Origin of the sequence: Aeromonas sp. R7-5 (genome assembly GCF_040908015.1) — a bacterium.
GTDB classification, from domain to species: domain Bacteria; phylum Pseudomonadota; class Gammaproteobacteria; order Enterobacterales; family Aeromonadaceae; genus Aeromonas; species Aeromonas caviae.
This window is the reverse complement of the sequence record NZ_JBFOCZ010000008.1, coordinates 82,827-99,801: the sequence shown is the minus strand read 5'-3', so window position 1 is coordinate 99,801 and position 16,975 is coordinate 82,827. Positions and strand designations below refer to the sequence as shown.

Here is a 16,975-nt window from a genome sequence, read left to right as displayed (position 1 = left end):
CCGCCAGCTGGCGGGGCCTTTTGCATTCTGCGGCTGGCAGATCACTCGTCCTTCTTGTCTCGCGACAGCAGGGCGATGGCCGCCTCTTTCGGATTCTTGCCCTCGTAGAGCACCTTGAAGATCTGTTCGCAGATGGGCATCTCGACGCCACAGCGGGCCGCCAGCAGATGCACCTCCTTGGTGTTGCGATAGCCTTCCACCACCTGGCCTATCTCGGCCATGGCGGTGTCAACCGACTTGCCCGCTCCCAGCGCCAGACCGAAACGGCGGTTGCGCGACTGGTTGTCGGTACAGGTCAGTACCAGATCCCCGAGCCCCGCCATCCCCATGAAGGTCTTGGCGTCGGCCCCGAGGGCGGCGCCCAGACGCTGCATCTCCACCAGGCCCCGAGTGATGAGCGCAGTTCTGGCGTTGGCGCCAAAGCCGAGTCCGTCAGAGAGACCGGCACCGATGGCGATGACGTTCTTGACCGCCCCGCCCAGCTGCAGACCGATGAAGTCCGGATTGGTATAGACCCGGAACGAGCGGCCGCAGTGTAGCAGGTGGGAGAGATCGTCGGCAAAGTCGTCGTGGGTCGAGGCCACCGAGATGGCGGTCGGCAGACCGGCAGCCAGCTCGCGGGCGAAGGTCGGGCCCGAGATGACCGCCAGTGGAATGGCATCCCCCAGCACCTCCCGCGCCACCTCTTGCAGCAGACGGCCGCTGTCCGGCTCCAGCCCCTTGGTGGCCCAGGCGATCCGGGTATCCGGGCGCAGGAAGGGTTTGACCCGGGCCAGTACCTGGCCGAACACATGGCTCGGCACCACCAGCAGCAGCACGGGAGCGGCTTGCACCGCCGCCTGCAGATCCGACGTCAGTTGCAGATCGGCCGGGAAGGGGACATCCGGCAAGAATGCCTTGTTGCAGCGATCCTGTTCCAGCTCGGCGACATGGGCAGGGTCGTGACCCCACAGCAGGGTCGGATGACCGTTGCGCGCCAGAGAAATGGCAAGGGCGGAGCCATAAGACCCCGCCCCCAGGACCGAGATTGCGATCTGGTCGGCCATTATCAGGCTTCCGCAGTCGCCTGCTGGGCCTGTACCTGCGCCATGTGCTGGGCGAACAGGGCGTCGAAGTTGACCGGTGCCAGGTTCAGCTGCGGGAAGGAACCCTTGCTCACCAGGTTGGACACCGCTTCGCGGGCATACGGGAACAGGATGTTCGGGCAGAAGGCCGCCAGGCAGTGGGCCAGTTGCGGCTCAGGCAGGTTGCCGATGGTGAAGATGCCGGCTTGCTGCACTTCGCACAGGAAGGCGGTCTCGGTTTCCAGCTTGCAGGTGACAGTCAGGGTCAGCACCACTTCATAGACGCTGTCGGCCAGGACATTGGTCTTGGTGTCCATGTCCAGTTTGACGTCCGGCTGCCACTCTTTCTGGAAGATGTGCGGGGTATTCGGGGCTTCGAAGGAGACATCCTTGGTGTAGACACGCTGGATGTGGAATTCCGGTTGCACTTCCTGGTTGTTGATTTCGTCAGCCATTTCGTTTGATTCCTTTTTAAGATAATGAGTGGGCGCAGGCCCTTAAATCAGCGTTTTTTGGTCACCGGCAGATTGTCTGCACGCCATTGGGCCATGCCACCGCTGAGCACATACACCTGCTTGAAACCGGCCTTGCTCAGTTGGCGACCCGCGCCACCAGCGGTCATCCCCGACTCGCACACCACTATGATGGGGGCATCCTTGTGCTTTTCAACCGGACCCAGATTATTCGCCTGGATCTGGGCGAGCGGCAGGTGATGGGCCCCGGCCAGATGGCCCTTGGCAAATTCATCCTGACTGCGAATGTCCACGACGGTGGCATTTTCACGGTTGATAAGCAGGGTAGCGGCGTGGTTGTTGACCGCCTTCACCGGAGAAAAACGAGCACGCACAGTGGTATACACCAGGGTGCCTGCCAGGCCCAACCAGGCTGCGGTCAGCAGCGGATTGCGGGCCGCGAAATCCAAGTACTCTTGCATCTTCTACTATCCAGGGACCAAGACAAGGGCCCGAGTATACATGGGGCCCTGCATAAGATCAGCCATCTTGGCGGCAAAGCGAGAGCAAGCTCCCATCAAGGATGGCTGCCGATTCTTCCTCCTCCAACCGGGCCGAACGAGAGGATGCGCCATGCCGAAAAGAGGGGGGAAACAGAGGAAAACCCGCCGCGGCAGACAAGCCGGCAACATGCCTAAAACAGCGGGATAACAGTTAAAAAGCGAGGCTGGAGAGGGACTTGGCTATCAGGTGACTATTTCGGCAGATGTAGTAATATTACGCTAGTTTCACTTCCCGCAATTCATTCCTATCCGAGAGGACATAGCCTTATGTCAACAGCTAAGAAACCGCTGGTTCTGGTCATCATGGACGGTTGGGGCTACAGCACCAAGCAAGAGTACAACGCCGTTGCTGCCGCCAAGACCCCCAACTTGGATCGCCTGGCCCGTGACTACACCAGCACCCTGATCTCCGGCTCCGGCCTGGACGTGGGTCTGCCGGACGGCCAGATGGGCAACTCCGAAGTGGGCCACACCAACATCGGTGCCGGTCGCGTCGTCTATCAGGAGCTGACCCGCATCTCCAAGGACATCCAGGACGGCGACTTCTTCCAGAACGTCGAGCTGGCCAAGGCTGTCGACGCTGCCGTGACCAAGGGCAAGGCCGTGCACATCATGGGTCTGATGTCCCCGGGTGGCGTACACAGCCACGAAGAGCATATCATGGGCATGATCGAGATGGCCGCCAAGCGTGGCGCCGAGCAGATCTACTTCCACGCCTTCCTGGATGGCCGCGACGTCCCGCCGCGCAGTGCCCAGTCCTCCATCGAGCTGTTCGACGCCCTGTTTGCCCGCCTGGGCAAGGGCCGTTTTGCCTCCATGATCGGTCGTTACTACGCCATGGACCGCGACAACCGCTGGGATCGCGTACAGCAGGCCTATGACCTGATGACCCAGGGCAAGGGCGAATTCACCGCCGACAACGCCACCGACGCGCTGGCCGCCGCCTATGCCCGCGACGAGAACGACGAGTTCGTCAAGGCCACCCGCATCGGCGACGCTGTACCGATGATCGACGGCGATGCGCTGATCTTCATGAACTTCCGTGCCGACCGCGCCCGCGAGATCACCCGCGCCTTCGTCGATACCGACTTCACCGGCTTCGCCCGCACCGCCACCCCGGCCCTGCACTTCGTGATGCTGACCGAATACGCGGCCGACATCAAAACCGCCTGCGCCTACCCGCCCACCGCCCTGGTCAACACCCTGGGTGAGTGGCTGGCCAAGCAGGGCAAGACCCAGCTGCGCATCTCCGAGACCGAGAAGTACGCCCACGTCACCTTCTTCTTCAACGGTGGCGAAGAGGCCTGCTTCAGCGGCGAAGATCGCGAAATCGTAGCGAGCCCGAAAGTGGCTACCTATGACCTGCAGCCGGAGATGAGCTCCGAAGAGCTGACCGACAAGCTGGTTGCGGCCATCAAGAGCGGCAAGTACGACGTCATCATCTGCAACTACCCGAACGGCGACATGGTCGGCCACACCGGCGTGTTCGATGCGGCCGTCAAAGCCTGTGAAGCGGTCGACCACTGCATCGGTCGCGTCACCGACGCCCTGGCGGAAGTGGGTGGCGAGTGCCTCATCACCGCAGACCATGGCAACGCCGAGAAGATGATGGACGAAGAGACTGGTCAGGCCCACACCGCCCACACCAATCTGCCGGTTCCCCTCATCTACTTCGGTCGTAAAGCCGAGGTCGCCGAAGGTGGCAAACTGTCCGATCTGGCCCCCACCATGCTGACCCTGATGGGTCTGCCGGTGCCGCCGGAAATGACTGGCAAGCCCCTGATGATTCTGAAATAATCCTGCCCCATGCGGGGATGCGAAATTATTTCACAGAAAACCAGTCGCGTCGGCCTGTTGGCCGGCGCGCTGTTTTTTTGCCTGATCGGTGGTACCGGCACAGCCCGGGCTGCGAACCAGCAGCTGGGGGCCATGCAGTCCCAGATCAAGGAACAGCAACAGACCCTCAAGCTCAGCAAGCAGGAGCTTGCCAAGCTCAACACCCAGCTCAAGGCTGACGAGCAGGCCATTTCGGCTGCCGCCGCCAAACTCGAGCAGACCAGACAGCAACTCCGGCAGAACCAGCAGAAGCTGGCGTCCCTGCAGCAGGACAAGCTGGCACTGGAGCAACAAGCCAAACACCAGAAGCAGTTGCTGGCCAAGCAGGCGGAAAGCGCCTTCCAGGCGGGCAACCACGATTACCTCAAACTGCTGCTCAACCAGCAGGCTCCGGCCAAGCTGAGCCGCGCCCTCGACTATTTCGACTACCTCAACAAGGCCCGTATCGAGGCCATTGAAGCCCTGCGCGCCACCCGTGACAAGCTGGCCAAGAACCAGCAGGCCACCAGAGAGACCGAGAACCGCCTCCAGACCCTGCTCGGCGAGCAGCAGGAGCATCACCAGAGCCTGCTGGCCAGCCAGCAGAGCCGTGCCAAGGTGCGCAACCAGTTGCAGCAATCGGTGCAGGCCGACGAGCAGAAGCTCGACAAGCTGGTCAAGGCGGAGAAGGCGCTCAAGGCGCGGTTGGAAGAGCTGCGTCGTCAGCAGGAAGAAAAGGAACGCCGCGAACGGGCCGAGCGGGAGCGCCTTGCCAAGATCAAGGCCGAGCAGGAGCGCCAGCGCCGTCTGGAGGCCCAGCGCCTGGCAGCCGAACAGAAACGCATTGAGGAGCAGCAGCGGATCGCCGCCCAGCAGCGCCAGGTCGGCGAACAGCAGCGGCTGGCGGCCCAGCAGCAACGCGTCGCCGAACAGCAGGCCAAGGTGGCGCAGCAGCAAGCGGCCGCCCGCAACAGCGCCAAGGCAAGCAGCAACGGCTACGGCGGTCTGAGCACGGGTGGCAACCTGCGCTGGCCGGTGCAGGGCCCCATCCTCATCTCCTACGGCTCGCCGCGTACCGCCGAGCTGAAGTGGAAGGGCACCCTGATCGGCGCCAGCGAAGGGACCCAGGTCAAGGCGGTGGCACCGGGACAGGTGGTCTACGCCGACTGGCTCGACGGCTTCGGCATGCTGCTGGTCATCGACCACGGCAAGGGTTACATGAGCCTTTACGGCCACAACCAGTCGCTGCTGCGACAGGTGGGACAAAAGGTGGAGCAAGGGGAACCCGTGGCCCTGGTCGGCGACAGCGGCGGACAGGAGCGCTCCGGCCTCTACTTCGAGATCCGCTATCAGGGCGAGGCCATCAACCCGACCAAGTGGCTGGCCAGACGCTAGGCCCGCCTTGGCGGTGCCCGAGTGGAGTCCGCTACCTCATCTCCAGCCCTTCTCCCGCGAGGGGAACAGGGAGCAAAAGACAGCAACACCGCGTCGTTTACCACTTCACCTGACAAAAAGTCTGCATCGCGCAAGCTTTTTGCTTGGCAGGGGAGGCACCACACCGCCCGCCCCGATGATGAAAACTTACCTCTTTTCCACCCCGCTCAGGGGAAGACCACCAGCCCGATCTGCTCCAGCAGCCCCTGCTGCTGATCTTCATTGATCTGCACCCCGGCGAGGTCGACCCGGCGCAGATCCAGACCGGGCAGATCGCACTGGCGCAGATCGCAGCCTTGCAGGTTGAAGCTGGTCCAGTCGATTTGCCCGAACTCGGAGCCGCTGAGATCCGAGCCTGCCAGGGAGGCGCCCAGCAGGTTGGCCCCCTGCCAGCGGTTTCCGGCAAGCTCGCACCGCTCCAGCAGGCAGCTTTCGAAGTTGGCGTAGCTGAAGTTGTTGCCGGTGAGGTGGGCCTCGCAGAAATAGCTTTTGGCAGTGATCCGGTTGGCGAAGCTGGCATGGGCGAAGTTGATCCCCATGGCCTGGCAGTCGCGCATCTCCAGCCCAAGACACTGGCTGCGGCCGAAGTCCGCCAGGGTGAGATCGCAGCGCAGGAAGCTCGCCTCCCTCAGATCGCAGCCCTGAAACAGGCATCCCAGCTCCCGTTCCCTGTCATAGAAGCTGCAGTCGACGAAGCGGCTCTCCCCGAGATCCAGCCAGGAGAAGTGACAGCCGATGAAGCGGCACCCCTGGAACTGCTCCCCCTCCACCTCCTGCTGCTCGAAGTGGACCCCCTCGAAACACCTGCCCTTGATCATCCCCTGCCCCCTGTTGATGGCGTCATATGCTGACATTACCGTGCAAAAACGGTAATGTTACGTGTAACATTTTTTGCCGGATCCCCAGATGAACGACACCCGCAAGCGCCGCCCTACCCTGCAGGACATTGCCGACCTGACCGGTGTCACCAAGATGACCGTCAGCCGCTACCTGCGCGACCCGTCCGCCGTGGCCGAAGGGACCCGCGAGCGCATCGCCGCCGCGGTGGAGGAGCTCGGCTACATCCCGAACCGGGCGCCGGACATGCTGTCGAACGCCACCAGCAAGGCGATCGGCATCCTGATCCCCTCCCTCTCCAACCAGGTCTTCTCGGCGGTGATCCACGGCATCGAGGCGGTGACCCGGCCCGCCGGCTACCAGACCCTGCTCGCCCACTACGGCTACAGCCCGGAGCGGGAGGAGGAGCAGGTCGCCTCCCTCCTCTCCTACAACGTGGACGGGCTCATCCTCTCGGACACCCAGCACACCGAGCGCACCCGCAAGATGATCGCCACCGCCGGCATCCCGGTGGTGGAGACCATGGATCTGCCCCTCTCCCCCATCGACATGGTGGTGGGCATGGATCACCGGGCCGCCGCCCGGGCCATGGTAACAGAGATGCTGCGCCGGGGACGGCGCAAGGTGATCTACCTCGGTGCCCGGCTCGACGTGCGCACCCAGCTGCGAATGGAAGGCTACTACCAGGCGATGGCCGATTTCGGTCTGACCGGCCAGCACCTGCTGACGGAGCAATCCTCCAGCTTCACCCTGGGGGGAGAGCTGCTGGCCCAGGCCATGGCGCGCTTCCCCGATCTCGACGGCCTGTTCTGCACCAACGACGACCTCGCAGTGGGGGCCCTGCTGCAATGCCAGGCCAGGTGGATCCCGGTGCCCCAGCAGGTGGCCATTGCCGGCAGCAACGCCCTCGACATCGGCCACGCCATGACCCCCAAGCTCGCCAGCATCGTCACCCCCCGCGAGACCATAGGTCGCGAAGCCGCCATCATGCTGCTGGCCCGCCTCGGCGGCCAGCCGCTGGCGACCAGGTGCAAGGACATCGGCTTCTCCCTCTATGAGGGGGAAAGCCTCGGCTGATCCCCGTCCATCATGGCGCGTTCGACCGCCATGATGGCGCCTTCTCCCCTCTCCCCTCGCCGCCCCCTGGCCTATGCTGGCTCCTCCATCCACCCTGTCAGGAGCAGACCATGCACCACACCGAACGATTGAAAGCCTGCCTGCAGCGCGTCATCTGCGATCCCGCCTTCCCCCTGGCGGAGCTCGACGCCTGGTTCACCCCCGACTACTGCCAGGAGGTGAACGGCGAGCGGCTCGACTACCCGGCGTTTCACCAGCACATCGCAACACTGCGCCGCCATCTGGCCGGTGCGAGCATCGAGTTTGTCGCCACCCTGGCGCAGGGGGAGCGGGTGCACTCGACCCATGTGGTACGGGCCACCCGCCAGGACGGCGGCACCCTGGTCTGCAAGGTGAGCGGCCTCTTCACCTTTCGCGGCGATCGGATCTGCCACACCGACGAGGTGACCTGTCTGCTGGCAGGCAGCAAGGAGGATGCGGATATCGGCTCGCGGCGCTGACTGCCGGCAACCCGCAGACACCGCCATGGCGGGCAGGAAGGCAGACGACGGGCCCTCAGGCCGCCGGTTCGCGCCGGGCAAGGCGCTGAAGGGCGCGGGACAAGGCGCCGGGATCCTCGTAGCCGAGCCGATCGGCGATCTGGGCCAGCGTGAGCCCCCGGTGCTGCAACTGGCGCGCCCGTCCCAGCACCACCTGCTCCCGCCACTGGCGAAAGCTGCACCCCAGCTGCTGGAGGAAGAGCCGGTTGAGGGTACGCACCGAGGCGCCGCAATCTGCCGCCAGCGCCGTCAGCGTCAGATGGATGGCGGGTGCCTGGCACACCCTGTCCAGCACCCGCAGCAGGCGCGGGTCCAGCGCCCCGGCGAGGGGAATGCGCGCCGCGAGCGGGTCGGCGCGCTCCAGCTCCTGGCCAAGCACCGTCAGATAGGCCCCCTTCACCTCCTCCTCGGCCAGCTCGGACAGGCGGGCGAAGAGGCCCGCCAGCAGTGGGCTGGCCTGCAAGGGGCCGAAGGCGGTACGGGCCGACGTCGGCACATAGAGGAGGGAGAGCCGGGAGCGGCGCAGCACGCGAAACTCGTGCTCCCACCCCGCCGGAATAAAGCAGATCTGGCCCGCCACCAGCAGTTCTCCCTCCCCTCGCCCCGTGATGATGCCGCCCCCGTCGTGCAGATAGCAGTATTGGGCATGGGGGTGGCAGTGCAGCGCGGTGAAGTGCCCTTGCGGGTAGGATGGATGCAGACAGGACATGAAGGCTCCAGGGGAGAGGGGCGGCCCCCGACCTTAAGCCAGGGCGAGGCCGGAAGCAAACGGCCCACCCCCTCCGGGGGCGGAAAAACAGCAGGCCACCCGGGGGTGGCCTGTTTAATTTTTCTAAACGATATTTGCTTAGCGTTTAACCAATTCAACCGCTTCCCGGGAGAGGCGGGTCACCTCCTCCCAGTTGCCGCTCTTGACGGCGTCTGCCGGCAGCATCCAGGAGCCGCCGACGGTGGCCACACATTTCAGCGCCAGATAGTCGGCCACGTTTTTCGGGCCGATGCCGCCGGTGGGGCAGAATTTCACCTGGGGCAGGGGCGCCGCGATGGCGGAGAGTGCCTTGGTGCCGCCGTTCGCCTCGGCCGGGAAGAATTTGAGGTGGTCGTAGCCCGCTTCCAGCGCCTGCATCACCTCGGACGGGGTGGCCACCCCCGGGATCAGCGGCGCCGTGCTCTTGGCCGCGTGGGCCAGCAGGGCCGGGGTCATGCCCGGGGAGATGACGAAGCGGGCACCGGCAGCGACGGCGGCATCAAACTGCGCGCAGTTGAGCACGGTACCGGCACCGACCATGGCATCCGGCATCGCCTTGGCGATGAGGGCGATGGCGTCCAGCGCCACCGGGGTGCGCAGGGTGATCTCGAACACCGAGATGCCGCCATCCAGCAGGGCCTTGGCCATGGGCAGGGCCTGCTCCAGGTCGTTGATGACCATCACGGGTACCAGGGGGGAGGCGGCAAACACCTCGGCAGGGGTCACTTTCCAGTTCTGCATAGCTCTTCCTTAGTCAAAGATGGTGGCGCCGCACTCGGCGCTCGATACCGCGCGACGCATCACGCTGAACAGTTCACGGCCCCACCCCTCTTGTTCCAGGGTGAGGTCGATCTCGGCCTGGGTACGGCCGCTCAAATCGGTCAGGCAGTCGAGGCGGCCGGACTCGGCATCCACCCGCAGCAGGTCGCCATCGGCAAGCAGGCCGATGGCCCCGCCGTGCAGCGCTTCCGGGGTGACGTGGATGGCGGCCGGGATCTTGCCGGAGGCACCGGAGAGGCGACCGTCGGTGACCAGGGCCACCTTGTGACCCGCCTTCTGCAGGTTGCCAAGCACCGGCATCAGCTTGTGCAGCTCCGGCATGCCGTTGGCGGCCGGGCCGTTGTGGCGCACCACGATGACGGCGTCCTGGTTCAACTCACCAGCCTTGTAGGCCGCCTCCACCGCATGCTGGGAGGAGAAGACCCGGGCCGGGGCCTCGATGACCCGATACTCGGGCGCGACGGCGGAAACCTTGACCACGGCGCGGCCCAGGTTGCCCGCCAGCAGCTTGGTGCCGCCGGTGGCCTGGAACTCGCTGCCAGAGGGGGAGAGCACGCTCGGATCCCCGCTCTCGCCCACCGGTTGCCACACCAGCTTGCCATCCACCAGTGCCGGACGGCTGAGGTAGTCCTGCATCTCGCCGAAGACCGGGGTGGCATCCATGTGGATCAACCCCTCTTCGGCCAGACGACGCATCAGGCCGGGCACGCCCCCCGCCTGCTCGAAGGCGTTGACGTCCGCCGGGCCGTTCGGGTACATGCGCACCAGGAGCGGCACCACGTCGGAGAGATCGCTCAGGTCGTCCCAGGTCAGCTCCAGCCCGGCGGCACGGGCCAGCGCCACCATGTGGATGCTGTGGTTGGTGCTGCCGCCGGAGGCGAGCAGGGCCACCAGGCCGTTGACCAGGGCGCGCTCGTCGATCACCGCACTCAGGGGGCGATAGGCCGGGGAGCCCGGGATCATGGCGCTGATGCGGCGGGCCGCTTCCTCGGTGAGGGCGTGGCGCAGCTCGCTGTGCGGATGCACGAAGGCGGAGCCCGGCAGCATCAGGCCCATGGCTTCGAACACCAGCTGGTTGGTGTTGGCGGTGCCGTAGAAGGTGCAGGTGCCCGCCGCGTGGTAGGCGCCGCACTCCATCTTGAGCAGGGCGTCGCGGCCCACTTCACCGGCAGCGTACTGCTGGCGCACCTTCACCTTCTCGTCGTTGCTGATGCCGCTCGCCATCGGGCCGGCAGGCACGAAGGCGGTGGGCAGGTGGGCGTGGGAAAGCGCCCCCATGATCTGGCCCGGGGCAATCTTGTCGCAGATGCCGAGCAGCAGGGTGGCGTCGAAGGTGTTGTGGGAGAGGGAGACCGCGGTGGCCTGGGCGATGAGGTCCCGGGAGAAGAGGGACATGTCCATCCCCGGCTGACCCTGGGTCACGCCGTCGCACATGGCGGGCACGCCGCCGGCGACCTGGGCGCTGTGGCCGAGCTCGGCCAGGGCGCCCTTGATGATGTCCGGGTAGCCCTGATAGGGCTGATGGGCACTCAGCATGTCGTTGTAGGCGGTGACGATGGCCACGTTGGCGCGGGTCATGTCGAGGATCCGCCCCTTCTCGTCACAGCTCGAGGCGGCCACGGCGTGGGCCAGGTTGCCGCAGGAGAGGGAGGCGCGGGTCTTGCCCTGATCGGCCTGGCGCTGGATGCGGGCCAGGAAGCGGGCACGGCGGGCGGTGCTGCGCTCGCGGATGCGGTTGGTCACCTGGGTGATCACGGGATGGGTCATAGCTTTCTCTCCAACTCTATATACGGGCGCGGTCGGCCGCAGCCGGGCGCGCGACATGGCTCATTGCGCCTGCGTCAGCGCGGTGACGGCACGGTCGACCACCTGTTCGAAGGTCCCGTCGATATCGATGCGAAACACGCCGGGCTCGCCATCCGGTCGCTCCAGGGTATCAAACTGGCTTTGTACCATGGCTTCGCGCATGAAGTGGCCCTGCCGAGCCCGCATCCGTTCGAGAATGAGGGACTGGCTGCCATCCAGAAACAGGAAACTCACCGAGTCGTTGCCCTCGCGGATCTGGTCGCGGTACTGCTTCTTGAGGGCCGAACAGACGATGACGCCGAGCTCGTTCTTGCGCTCCAGGCTGTAGGCCGCATCGCGGATCCGCTCCAGCCAGGGGGCCCTGTCTTCGTCGTTGAGCGGGTTGCCCGCCGCCATCTTCTGGATGTTCGCGCGAGGGTGCAGATCATCGCCGTCGATGAACTTGGCCCCCAGGGCATTGGCCACCTTGAGGCCGATGCTAGACTTGCCGCTGCCACACACACCCATCACGATAATGCACTTGCCCGCCATTATTTGACCTCTCTCTCACTTTTCAAAAAACGTTCGCCTGATGGGTTCTAAGCTACCACGTTACCGGTAACATGTTACCGGTAACGTTTCGCAATGTGAAGTGCAGCACAGAAATGTGCAGAACAACAACTAGAACCATTTGAGGACAATTTTATGGACGGAGCAATGAACACACCCGATGTCGCCTATCTGCTCTCGGTAGCGGGCGGAGCCATTGTCATGTTGCTGGTGCTGATCATGCGATTCAAGGTACATGCCTTCGTGGCATTGACCCTGGTCAGCATGCTGACGGCCCTGGCCACCGGGGTCACCTATGACCAGGTGATCCCCACCATGCTGACCGGTTTCGGCGGCACCCTGGCCTCGGTCGCGCTGCTGGTCGGCCTCGGCGCCATGATAGGCCGGATCCTGGAGATGACGGGGGGCGCCAAGGTACTGGCCGATACCCTGATCAATCGCTTCGGCTCCCACCGCGCCCCCTTCGCACTGGGCGTGGCCTCCCTGCTGTTCGGCTTCCCGATCTTCTTCGACGCCGGCCTCATCGTCATGCTGCCCATCATCTTCAGCGTGGCGAAGCAGTTCGGCGGCTCCGTCCTCAAGTATGCCCTGCCCTCCGCCGGTGCCTTTGCGGTGATGCACGCCTTCCTGCCGCCCCACCCGGGCCCGGTGGCCGCCAGCGAGCTGCTGGGTGCCAACATCGGTCTGCTCACCATCGTGGGCCTGCTGGTCGCGCTGCCCACCTGGTATCTGGGTGCCTACCTGTTCGGGCTCTGGTCCGGCAAGAAGTTTGAGCTGCCCCTGCCCCCGAGCTTCACTGCCAGCGCCGAGCAGCTCTCCGACAAGGCGCCGAGCTTCGGCCAGGTGATCTCCATCCTGCTGCTGCCGTTGGTGCTCATCTTCATGGATACCGGCCTCAATACCCTGGGCGTCATGGGCGTCATCGACAAGGGTGCGGACTGGGTCAACGTGCTGCGCATGGTCGGCAAGACCCCGGTCGCCCTGCTCATCACTGTGCTGTACGCCCTCTGGATGTTCCGCCAGAGCCAGGGCAAGGTGCAGCTCGAGAAGTTCTGCAACGACGCCCTGGCCCCGGTCTGCGCCGTCATCCTGGTCACCGGTGCCGGTGGCATGTTCGGCGGCGTATTGCGGGCGAGCGGCATCGGCGCCGCCCTGGCTGACGTGCTCTCCGACACCGGCATGCCGGTGATCCTGGCGGCCTTCCTGGTGTCCGCCGCGCTGCGGGTCGCCCAGGGTTCTGCCACCGTGGCCCTGACCACCACCGCCGCCCTGATGGCGCCGACCGTGGCAGCCACCACCGGCCTGAGCGAGCTGGATCTGACCTTCATCGTCATCGCCATCGCCGGGGGCGCGACCGTGCTCTCCCACTTCAACGACTCCGGTTTCTGGCTGGTCAGCCGCTTCCTCAACATGGACGAGAAGACCACCCTCAAGACCTGGACCGTGATGGAGACCCTGCTCGGCACCATCGCCTTCCTCATCGTGGCCACGGCCAGCGCCATCCTCTGACGAAAACACATCGGGGCCGCATCCGTCGGCCCCGATGTGATATTGCACCGACTTTTTACGGATTCTTGCTTGGGCCCATCGCCACAGATTGCTAGAATTGCCTATTCTTCGCCCCGAGTGGAACGCTTCATCCCGTGATTTCAGGCTTCTCTATGCATTCATCGGCACATTATCGACAGTTGCTGACCCGCTTACCCCAGATCGCGGTTGCCGCGGATCAGTTCCAGATACTCAGCAGCGCCAAAGACTTCAAGAGCCGGATCCTGTCGCTCATCGCCCATGCGACCCAGCGCATCTATCTGATCGCGCTCTATCTGCAGGATGACGAGGCGGGACGGGAGATCCTCTCCGCCCTCTATGCCGCCAAGCAGCGCAATCCCTCTCTCGACATCAAGGTGTTCGTCGACTTCCACCGCGCCCAGCGCGGCCTGATCGGCAAGGGCAAGCAGGGGGGCAACCACCTGATGTACCAGGCCATGGCCGCCAGCCACCAACACCAGATCGAGATCTACGGCGTGCCGGTCAAGGGCCGCGAGCTGCTCGGGGTGCTGCACCTCAAGGGCTTCATCTTCGACGACACCCTGCTTTACTCCGGCGCCAGCCTCAACGACATCTACCTGCACCAGCAGGAGCGCTACCGCTTCGATCGCTATCACCAGATCACCAGCCCGGCACTGACCCGCAGCATGATCAACTACGTGGATGACGTCTTCCTCGGCAGCGAGGCCGTCCAGCGACTGGATCGCACCGGCATCCCCGGCGCCAAGCAGCTCAAGGGACCGATCCGCCGCTTCAAGCAGCGCCTGCGCCTCTGCCAGTACCGCTTCGAGAGCATCCAGCCCAACGATCGGGAGATCGCCGTGACCCCCATGGTGGGCCTGGGCAAGCGGGGCAACCAGCTCAACCGGATGATCCGCAACCTGGTGCGGGCCACCGAGCGGGAGATCTTCATCTGCACCCCCTACTTCAACCCCCCCAAGGAGTTGAACAAGGACGTGGAGGCACTGCTCAAACGCGGCTGCAAGGTGACCATCGTCGTGGGCGACAAGACCGCCAACGACTTCTTCATCCCCCCGGAGGAGAAGTTCTCCACCATCGGCGGTCTGCCCTATCTCTACGAGACCAACCTGCGCAAGTTTGCCGAGCGCAACCAGCACCACATCGACAACGGCCGGCTCAACCTCATGCTCTGGTGCTGCGAGAAGAACTCCTATCACCTCAAGGGGATCTTCGTGGATGAGGAGTGGGCCCTGCTCACCGGCAACAACCTCAATCCCCGAGCCTGGGCGCTGGATCTGGAGAACGGCCTGCTGGTACACGACCAGCACCATCACCTGCGCGAGCAGTTCAGTGCGGAGCGGGAGAACATCCTGGCCCACACCCGCCGCATCAGTCACTTCGACCAGATAGAGCAGATCAAGGATTACCCGGATCAGGTGCGCAAGCTGCTGGCCCGGATCCACAGGGTCAAGGCTCACCTCCTGCTCAAGCGCATCATCTGACCACCAGGACACCCCGTCAGTGAAAAGGCCTGCCGTTTCCGGCAGGCCTTTTTCATGGATGGCCCTCCCCCCGCTCCCTTGCCCACCAGCCCGGAACGGCACAACGCGGCTTGCATCGAGGCCGCAACACCCCCTATCATCTGGACATATTTACAGTGTTTTCGGGCATCTAATTGATGAAATTGGATAAAATCTCCCTCGACAGCCTCAAGGGTGTCGGCAGCAAGATGCTGGAGAAACTCGAGCGGCTGGGGCTGGCCACGGTACAGGACCTGCTGTTCCACCTCCCCCTGCGCTACGAGGACCGCACCCAGGTGTGGCCCATCGGTGATCTGCCGCCCGGCCTGCACGGTGCCGTCGAGGGCGAGATCCAGGACACCCAGCTGGTGATGGGGCGCCGCCGCATGCTGGTGTGCCGTATCAGCGACGGCACCGGCAGCCTGACCCTGCGCTTCTTCAATTTCACCGCCGCCCAGAAAAACAGCCTGGCCCAGGGCCGCCTTATCCGCTGCTTCGGCGAGACACGTCCCGGCAAGTACGGCCTGGAGATGGCCCACCCCGAGTACAAGCTGCTCGGCGAGGAGCAGGCCGGCCAGACCGAAGAGGCCCTGACCCCCGTCTACCCCACCACAGAGGGGCTGCGCCAGCTCACCCTGCGCAGCCTCACGGATCAGGCCCTGGCCCAGCTCGACCTCTACGGGGTCGAGGAGCTGCTGCCTGCCGGCCTCTATCCCCAGCAGATTGATCTGGCCGCCGCCCTGAAGCTGCTGCACCGCCCGCCTCCCGCGGTGGCGCTGGCCCTGCTCGAGAGCGGCCAACACCCGGCACAGCAGCGGCTGGTACTGGAAGAGCTGCTGGCCCACAACCTCTCGGTCTTGAAGGTGCGCGCCCAGGCACAGACCCAGCTGGCCCGTGCCCTCAAGCCCGCTCCCGAGCTGGTCCGGCAGCTGCTCGGCGCCCTGCCGTTCACCCCCACCGGTGCCCAGAACCGGGTGGTGGCGGAGATCGGCCGGGATCTGCAACAGAGCCACCCCATGATGCGACTGGTACAGGGGGACGTGGGCTCAGGTAAAACGCTGGTCGCGGCGCTGGCCGCCCTGCAGGCCATCGGCAACGGCTGCCAGGTGGGGTTGATGGCGCCGACCGAACTGCTGGCGGAACAGCACGCCATCAACTTCGCCAGGTGGCTGGAGCCGCTCGGCATCAAGGTGGGCTGGCTGGCGGGCAAGCAGAAAGGCAAGGCGCGAGAGGAGGCGCTGGCCGCCATCGCGGACGGCAGCGTCAAGATGGTGGTGGGCACCCACGCCATCTTCCAGGAGCAGGTGGTGTTCCAGCGCCTCGCCCTGGTTATCATCGATGAACAGCACAGGTTCGGGGTGCATCAGCGCCTCGCCCTGCGGGAAAAAGGGGAGCGGGAAGGGGTGCATCCCCACCAGCTCATCATGACCGCCACCCCCATCCCCCGCACCCTGGCGATGACCGCCTATGCCGACCTCGACACCTCGGTCATCGACGAACTGCCGCCGGGCCGCACTCCCATTACCACGGTCGCCCTGCCGGACAGTCGCCGCCAGGATGTGATCGAGCGGGTGAGGCTCGCCTGCGAGGAGGGCAAGCAGGCCTACTGGGTCTGCACCCTGATCGAGGAGTCGGAGGTGCTGGAGTGCCAGGCCGCCGAAGACACTGCCGCCGAGCTGCAAACCCTGCTGCCCGGCCTGCACATCGGCCTGGTACACGGCCGGATGCGCCCCGTCGAGAAACAACGGGTGATGGAGGAGTTCAAGGCGGGCATACTGCAACTGCTGGTCGCCACCACCGTCATCGAGGTGGGGGTGGACGTGCCCAACGCCAGCCTGATGATCATCGAAAACCCGGAGCGACTGGGGCTGGCGCAGCTGCACCAGCTGCGCGGCCGGGTCGGGCGGGGGTCGGTGGCCTCTCACTGCGTGCTGCTCTATCATGCGCCCTTGTCCAAGACCGCCCAGAGCCGCCTCGGGGTACTGCGGGAGACCAATGACGGCTTTCTCATCGCCCAGCGGGATCTGGAACTGCGCGGCCCAGGCGAGCTGCTCGGTACCCGCCAGACCGGCCTGGCCGATCTCAAGATCGCCGATCTGGTGCGCGACCAGCCGCTCATTCCCCAAGTGCAGAAGATGGCGCGCTTCCTGATGGACAAACACCCGGCTCATGTCGAGCCCCTGATCCGCCGCTGGCTGGGCCTGCGAGACCACTACTCCAATGCTTGACCAGGGCAGATGCAGAAGAGGGTCACCTTGCCTGATGGATAAACACCCGAGCCA

At 64.8% G+C, this 16,975-nt stretch carries 15 protein-coding genes; 7 read left to right on the top strand and 8 right to left on the bottom strand.

The window, feature by feature from the left end:
- Window positions 1-41: 41 nt before the first annotated feature.
- From gpsA to AB5Y53_RS03225, 3 genes are read right to left on the bottom strand one after another with little or no spacing between them, the layout of a single operon-like run.
- A complete protein-coding gene (gene gpsA / locus AB5Y53_RS03235; protein ID WP_010672548.1) occupies window positions 42-1,046 on the bottom strand; it encodes an NAD(P)H-dependent glycerol-3-phosphate dehydrogenase in 1,005 nt (334 codons plus the stop codon).
- A 2-nt stretch (window positions 1,047-1,048) separates the two neighbouring features.
- Window positions 1,049-1,519, bottom strand: coding sequence for a protein-export chaperone SecB (gene secB, locus AB5Y53_RS03230; protein ID WP_010672547.1), 471 nt, complete (start codon window positions 1,517-1,519; stop codon window positions 1,049-1,051).
- Between the two features lie 47 nt (window positions 1,520-1,566).
- Entirely contained in the window at window positions 1,567-1,998 is a 432-nt protein-coding gene (locus tag AB5Y53_RS03225) for a rhodanese-like domain-containing protein (protein ID WP_010672546.1), read from the bottom strand.
- 348 nt (window positions 1,999-2,346) lie between these two features.
- Between AB5Y53_RS03225 and gpmM the strand changes: the two genes are divergently transcribed.
- The gene (gene gpmM / locus AB5Y53_RS03220; RefSeq protein WP_039039496.1) at window positions 2,347-3,876 is read left to right on the top strand and encodes a 2,3-bisphosphoglycerate-independent phosphoglycerate mutase; all 1,530 of its coding nucleotides are present in this window, start codon (window positions 2,347-2,349) and stop codon (window positions 3,874-3,876) included.
- 9 nt (window positions 3,877-3,885) lie between these two features.
- A complete protein-coding gene (locus tag AB5Y53_RS03215; protein ID WP_368181119.1) occupies window positions 3,886-5,289 on the top strand; it encodes a peptidoglycan DD-metalloendopeptidase family protein in 1,404 nt (467 codons plus the stop codon).
- Window positions 5,290-5,495: 206 nt separating this feature from the next.
- Here AB5Y53_RS03215 and AB5Y53_RS03210 read toward each other — a convergent pair whose 3' ends face one another.
- Window positions 5,496-6,146: a Qnr family pentapeptide repeat protein gene (locus AB5Y53_RS03210; RefSeq protein WP_128273078.1), complete on the bottom strand. Its 651-nt coding sequence runs from the start codon at window positions 6,144-6,146 to the stop codon at window positions 5,496-5,498.
- 88 nt (window positions 6,147-6,234) lie between these two features.
- Here AB5Y53_RS03210 and AB5Y53_RS03205 point away from each other — a divergent pair, with 88 nt between their 5' ends.
- Together AB5Y53_RS03205 and AB5Y53_RS03200 are read left to right on the top strand one after the other, a co-directional pair.
- Window positions 6,235-7,242 carry a substrate-binding domain-containing protein gene (locus AB5Y53_RS03205; RefSeq protein WP_039039499.1) on the top strand — a complete coding sequence of 336 codons (1,008 nt, stop codon included), beginning with the start codon at window positions 6,235-6,237 and terminating at the stop codon, window positions 7,240-7,242.
- Window positions 7,243-7,352: 110 nt separating this feature from the next.
- Window positions 7,353-7,742: a nuclear transport factor 2 family protein gene (locus AB5Y53_RS03200; RefSeq protein WP_041214080.1), complete on the top strand. Its 390-nt coding sequence runs from the start codon at window positions 7,353-7,355 to the stop codon at window positions 7,740-7,742.
- Between the two features lie 55 nt (window positions 7,743-7,797).
- Here AB5Y53_RS03200 and AB5Y53_RS03195 read toward each other — a convergent pair whose 3' ends face one another.
- From AB5Y53_RS03195 to AB5Y53_RS03180, 4 genes are all read right to left on the bottom strand, one after another.
- The gene (locus AB5Y53_RS03195; RefSeq protein WP_151027772.1) at window positions 7,798-8,490 is read right to left on the bottom strand and encodes an AraC family transcriptional regulator; all 693 of its coding nucleotides are present in this window, start codon (window positions 8,488-8,490) and stop codon (window positions 7,798-7,800) included.
- Window positions 8,491-8,628: 138 nt separating this feature from the next.
- On the bottom strand, window positions 8,629-9,270 hold the full coding sequence (locus tag AB5Y53_RS03190) for a bifunctional 4-hydroxy-2-oxoglutarate aldolase/2-dehydro-3-deoxy-phosphogluconate aldolase (protein ID WP_039039502.1): 642 nt from the start codon (window positions 9,268-9,270) through the stop codon (window positions 8,629-8,631).
- A 9-nt stretch (window positions 9,271-9,279) separates the two neighbouring features.
- Window positions 9,280-11,076: a phosphogluconate dehydratase gene (gene edd / locus AB5Y53_RS03185; protein WP_043153528.1), complete on the bottom strand. Its 1,797-nt coding sequence runs from the start codon at window positions 11,074-11,076 to the stop codon at window positions 9,280-9,282.
- Window positions 11,077-11,136: 60 nt separating this feature from the next.
- On the bottom strand, window positions 11,137-11,646 hold the full coding sequence (locus AB5Y53_RS03180) for a gluconokinase (protein WP_039039504.1): 510 nt from the start codon (window positions 11,644-11,646) through the stop codon (window positions 11,137-11,139).
- Between the two features lie 165 nt (window positions 11,647-11,811).
- Here AB5Y53_RS03180 and AB5Y53_RS03175 point away from each other — a divergent pair, with 165 nt between their 5' ends.
- The 3 genes from AB5Y53_RS03175 to recG all read left to right on the top strand — a co-directional run bounded on the left by AB5Y53_RS03175 (window position 11,812) and on the right by recG (window position 16,921).
- Window positions 11,812-13,173: a GntP family permease gene (locus AB5Y53_RS03175; RefSeq protein WP_368181118.1), complete on the top strand. Its 1,362-nt coding sequence runs from the start codon at window positions 11,812-11,814 to the stop codon at window positions 13,171-13,173.
- Window positions 13,174-13,325: 152 nt separating this feature from the next.
- Window positions 13,326-14,675 (top strand): CDP-diacylglycerol--serine O-phosphatidyltransferase, encoded by a 1,350-nt coding sequence (pssA, locus tag AB5Y53_RS03170; RefSeq protein WP_368181117.1) that lies wholly within the window; start codon window positions 13,326-13,328, stop codon window positions 14,673-14,675.
- A gap of 176 nt (window positions 14,676-14,851) precedes the next feature.
- Entirely contained in the window at window positions 14,852-16,921 is a 2,070-nt protein-coding gene (gene recG, locus AB5Y53_RS03165) for an ATP-dependent DNA helicase RecG (RefSeq protein ID WP_368181116.1), read from the top strand.
- Window positions 16,922-16,975: the final 54 nt, after the last annotated feature.

Excerpts from the sequence above, each read along its gene's own strand:
- AB5Y53_RS03215 (WP_368181119.1), top strand. The coding sequence starts at position 3,886 with ATGCGGGGATGCGAAATTATTTCACAGAAAACCAGTCGCGTCGGCCTG.
- gpsA (WP_010672548.1), bottom strand. The coding sequence starts at position 1,046 with ATGGCCGACCAGATCGCAATCTCGGTCCTGGGGGCGGGGTCTTATGGC.
- gpmM (WP_039039496.1), top strand. The coding sequence starts at position 2,347 with ATGTCAACAGCTAAGAAACCGCTGGTTCTGGTCATCATGGACGGTTGG.
- AB5Y53_RS03190 (WP_039039502.1), bottom strand. The coding sequence starts at position 9,270 with ATGCAGAACTGGAAAGTGACCCCTGCCGAGGTGTTTGCCGCCTCCCCC.
- AB5Y53_RS03210 (WP_128273078.1), bottom strand. The coding sequence starts at position 6,146 with ATGATCAAGGGCAGGTGTTTCGAGGGGGTCCACTTCGAGCAGCAGGAG.
- recG (WP_368181116.1), top strand. The coding sequence starts at position 14,852 with ATGAAATTGGATAAAATCTCCCTCGACAGCCTCAAGGGTGTCGGCAGC.
- AB5Y53_RS03180 (WP_039039504.1), bottom strand. The coding sequence starts at position 11,646 with ATGGCGGGCAAGTGCATTATCGTGATGGGTGTGTGTGGCAGCGGCAAG.
- AB5Y53_RS03200 (WP_041214080.1), top strand. The coding sequence starts at position 7,353 with ATGCACCACACCGAACGATTGAAAGCCTGCCTGCAGCGCGTCATCTGC.
- AB5Y53_RS03175 (WP_368181118.1), top strand. The coding sequence starts at position 11,812 with ATGAACACACCCGATGTCGCCTATCTGCTCTCGGTAGCGGGCGGAGCC.
- AB5Y53_RS03225 (WP_010672546.1), bottom strand. The coding sequence starts at position 1,998 with ATGCAAGAGTACTTGGATTTCGCGGCCCGCAATCCGCTGCTGACCGCA.
- AB5Y53_RS03195 (WP_151027772.1), bottom strand. The coding sequence starts at position 8,490 with ATGTCCTGTCTGCATCCATCCTACCCGCAAGGGCACTTCACCGCGCTG.
- pssA (WP_368181117.1), top strand. The coding sequence starts at position 13,326 with ATGCATTCATCGGCACATTATCGACAGTTGCTGACCCGCTTACCCCAG.
- secB (WP_010672547.1), bottom strand. The coding sequence starts at position 1,519 with ATGGCTGACGAAATCAACAACCAGGAAGTGCAACCGGAATTCCACATC.
- edd (WP_043153528.1), bottom strand. The coding sequence starts at position 11,076 with ATGACCCATCCCGTGATCACCCAGGTGACCAACCGCATCCGCGAGCGC.
- AB5Y53_RS03205 (WP_039039499.1), top strand. The coding sequence starts at position 6,235 with ATGAACGACACCCGCAAGCGCCGCCCTACCCTGCAGGACATTGCCGAC.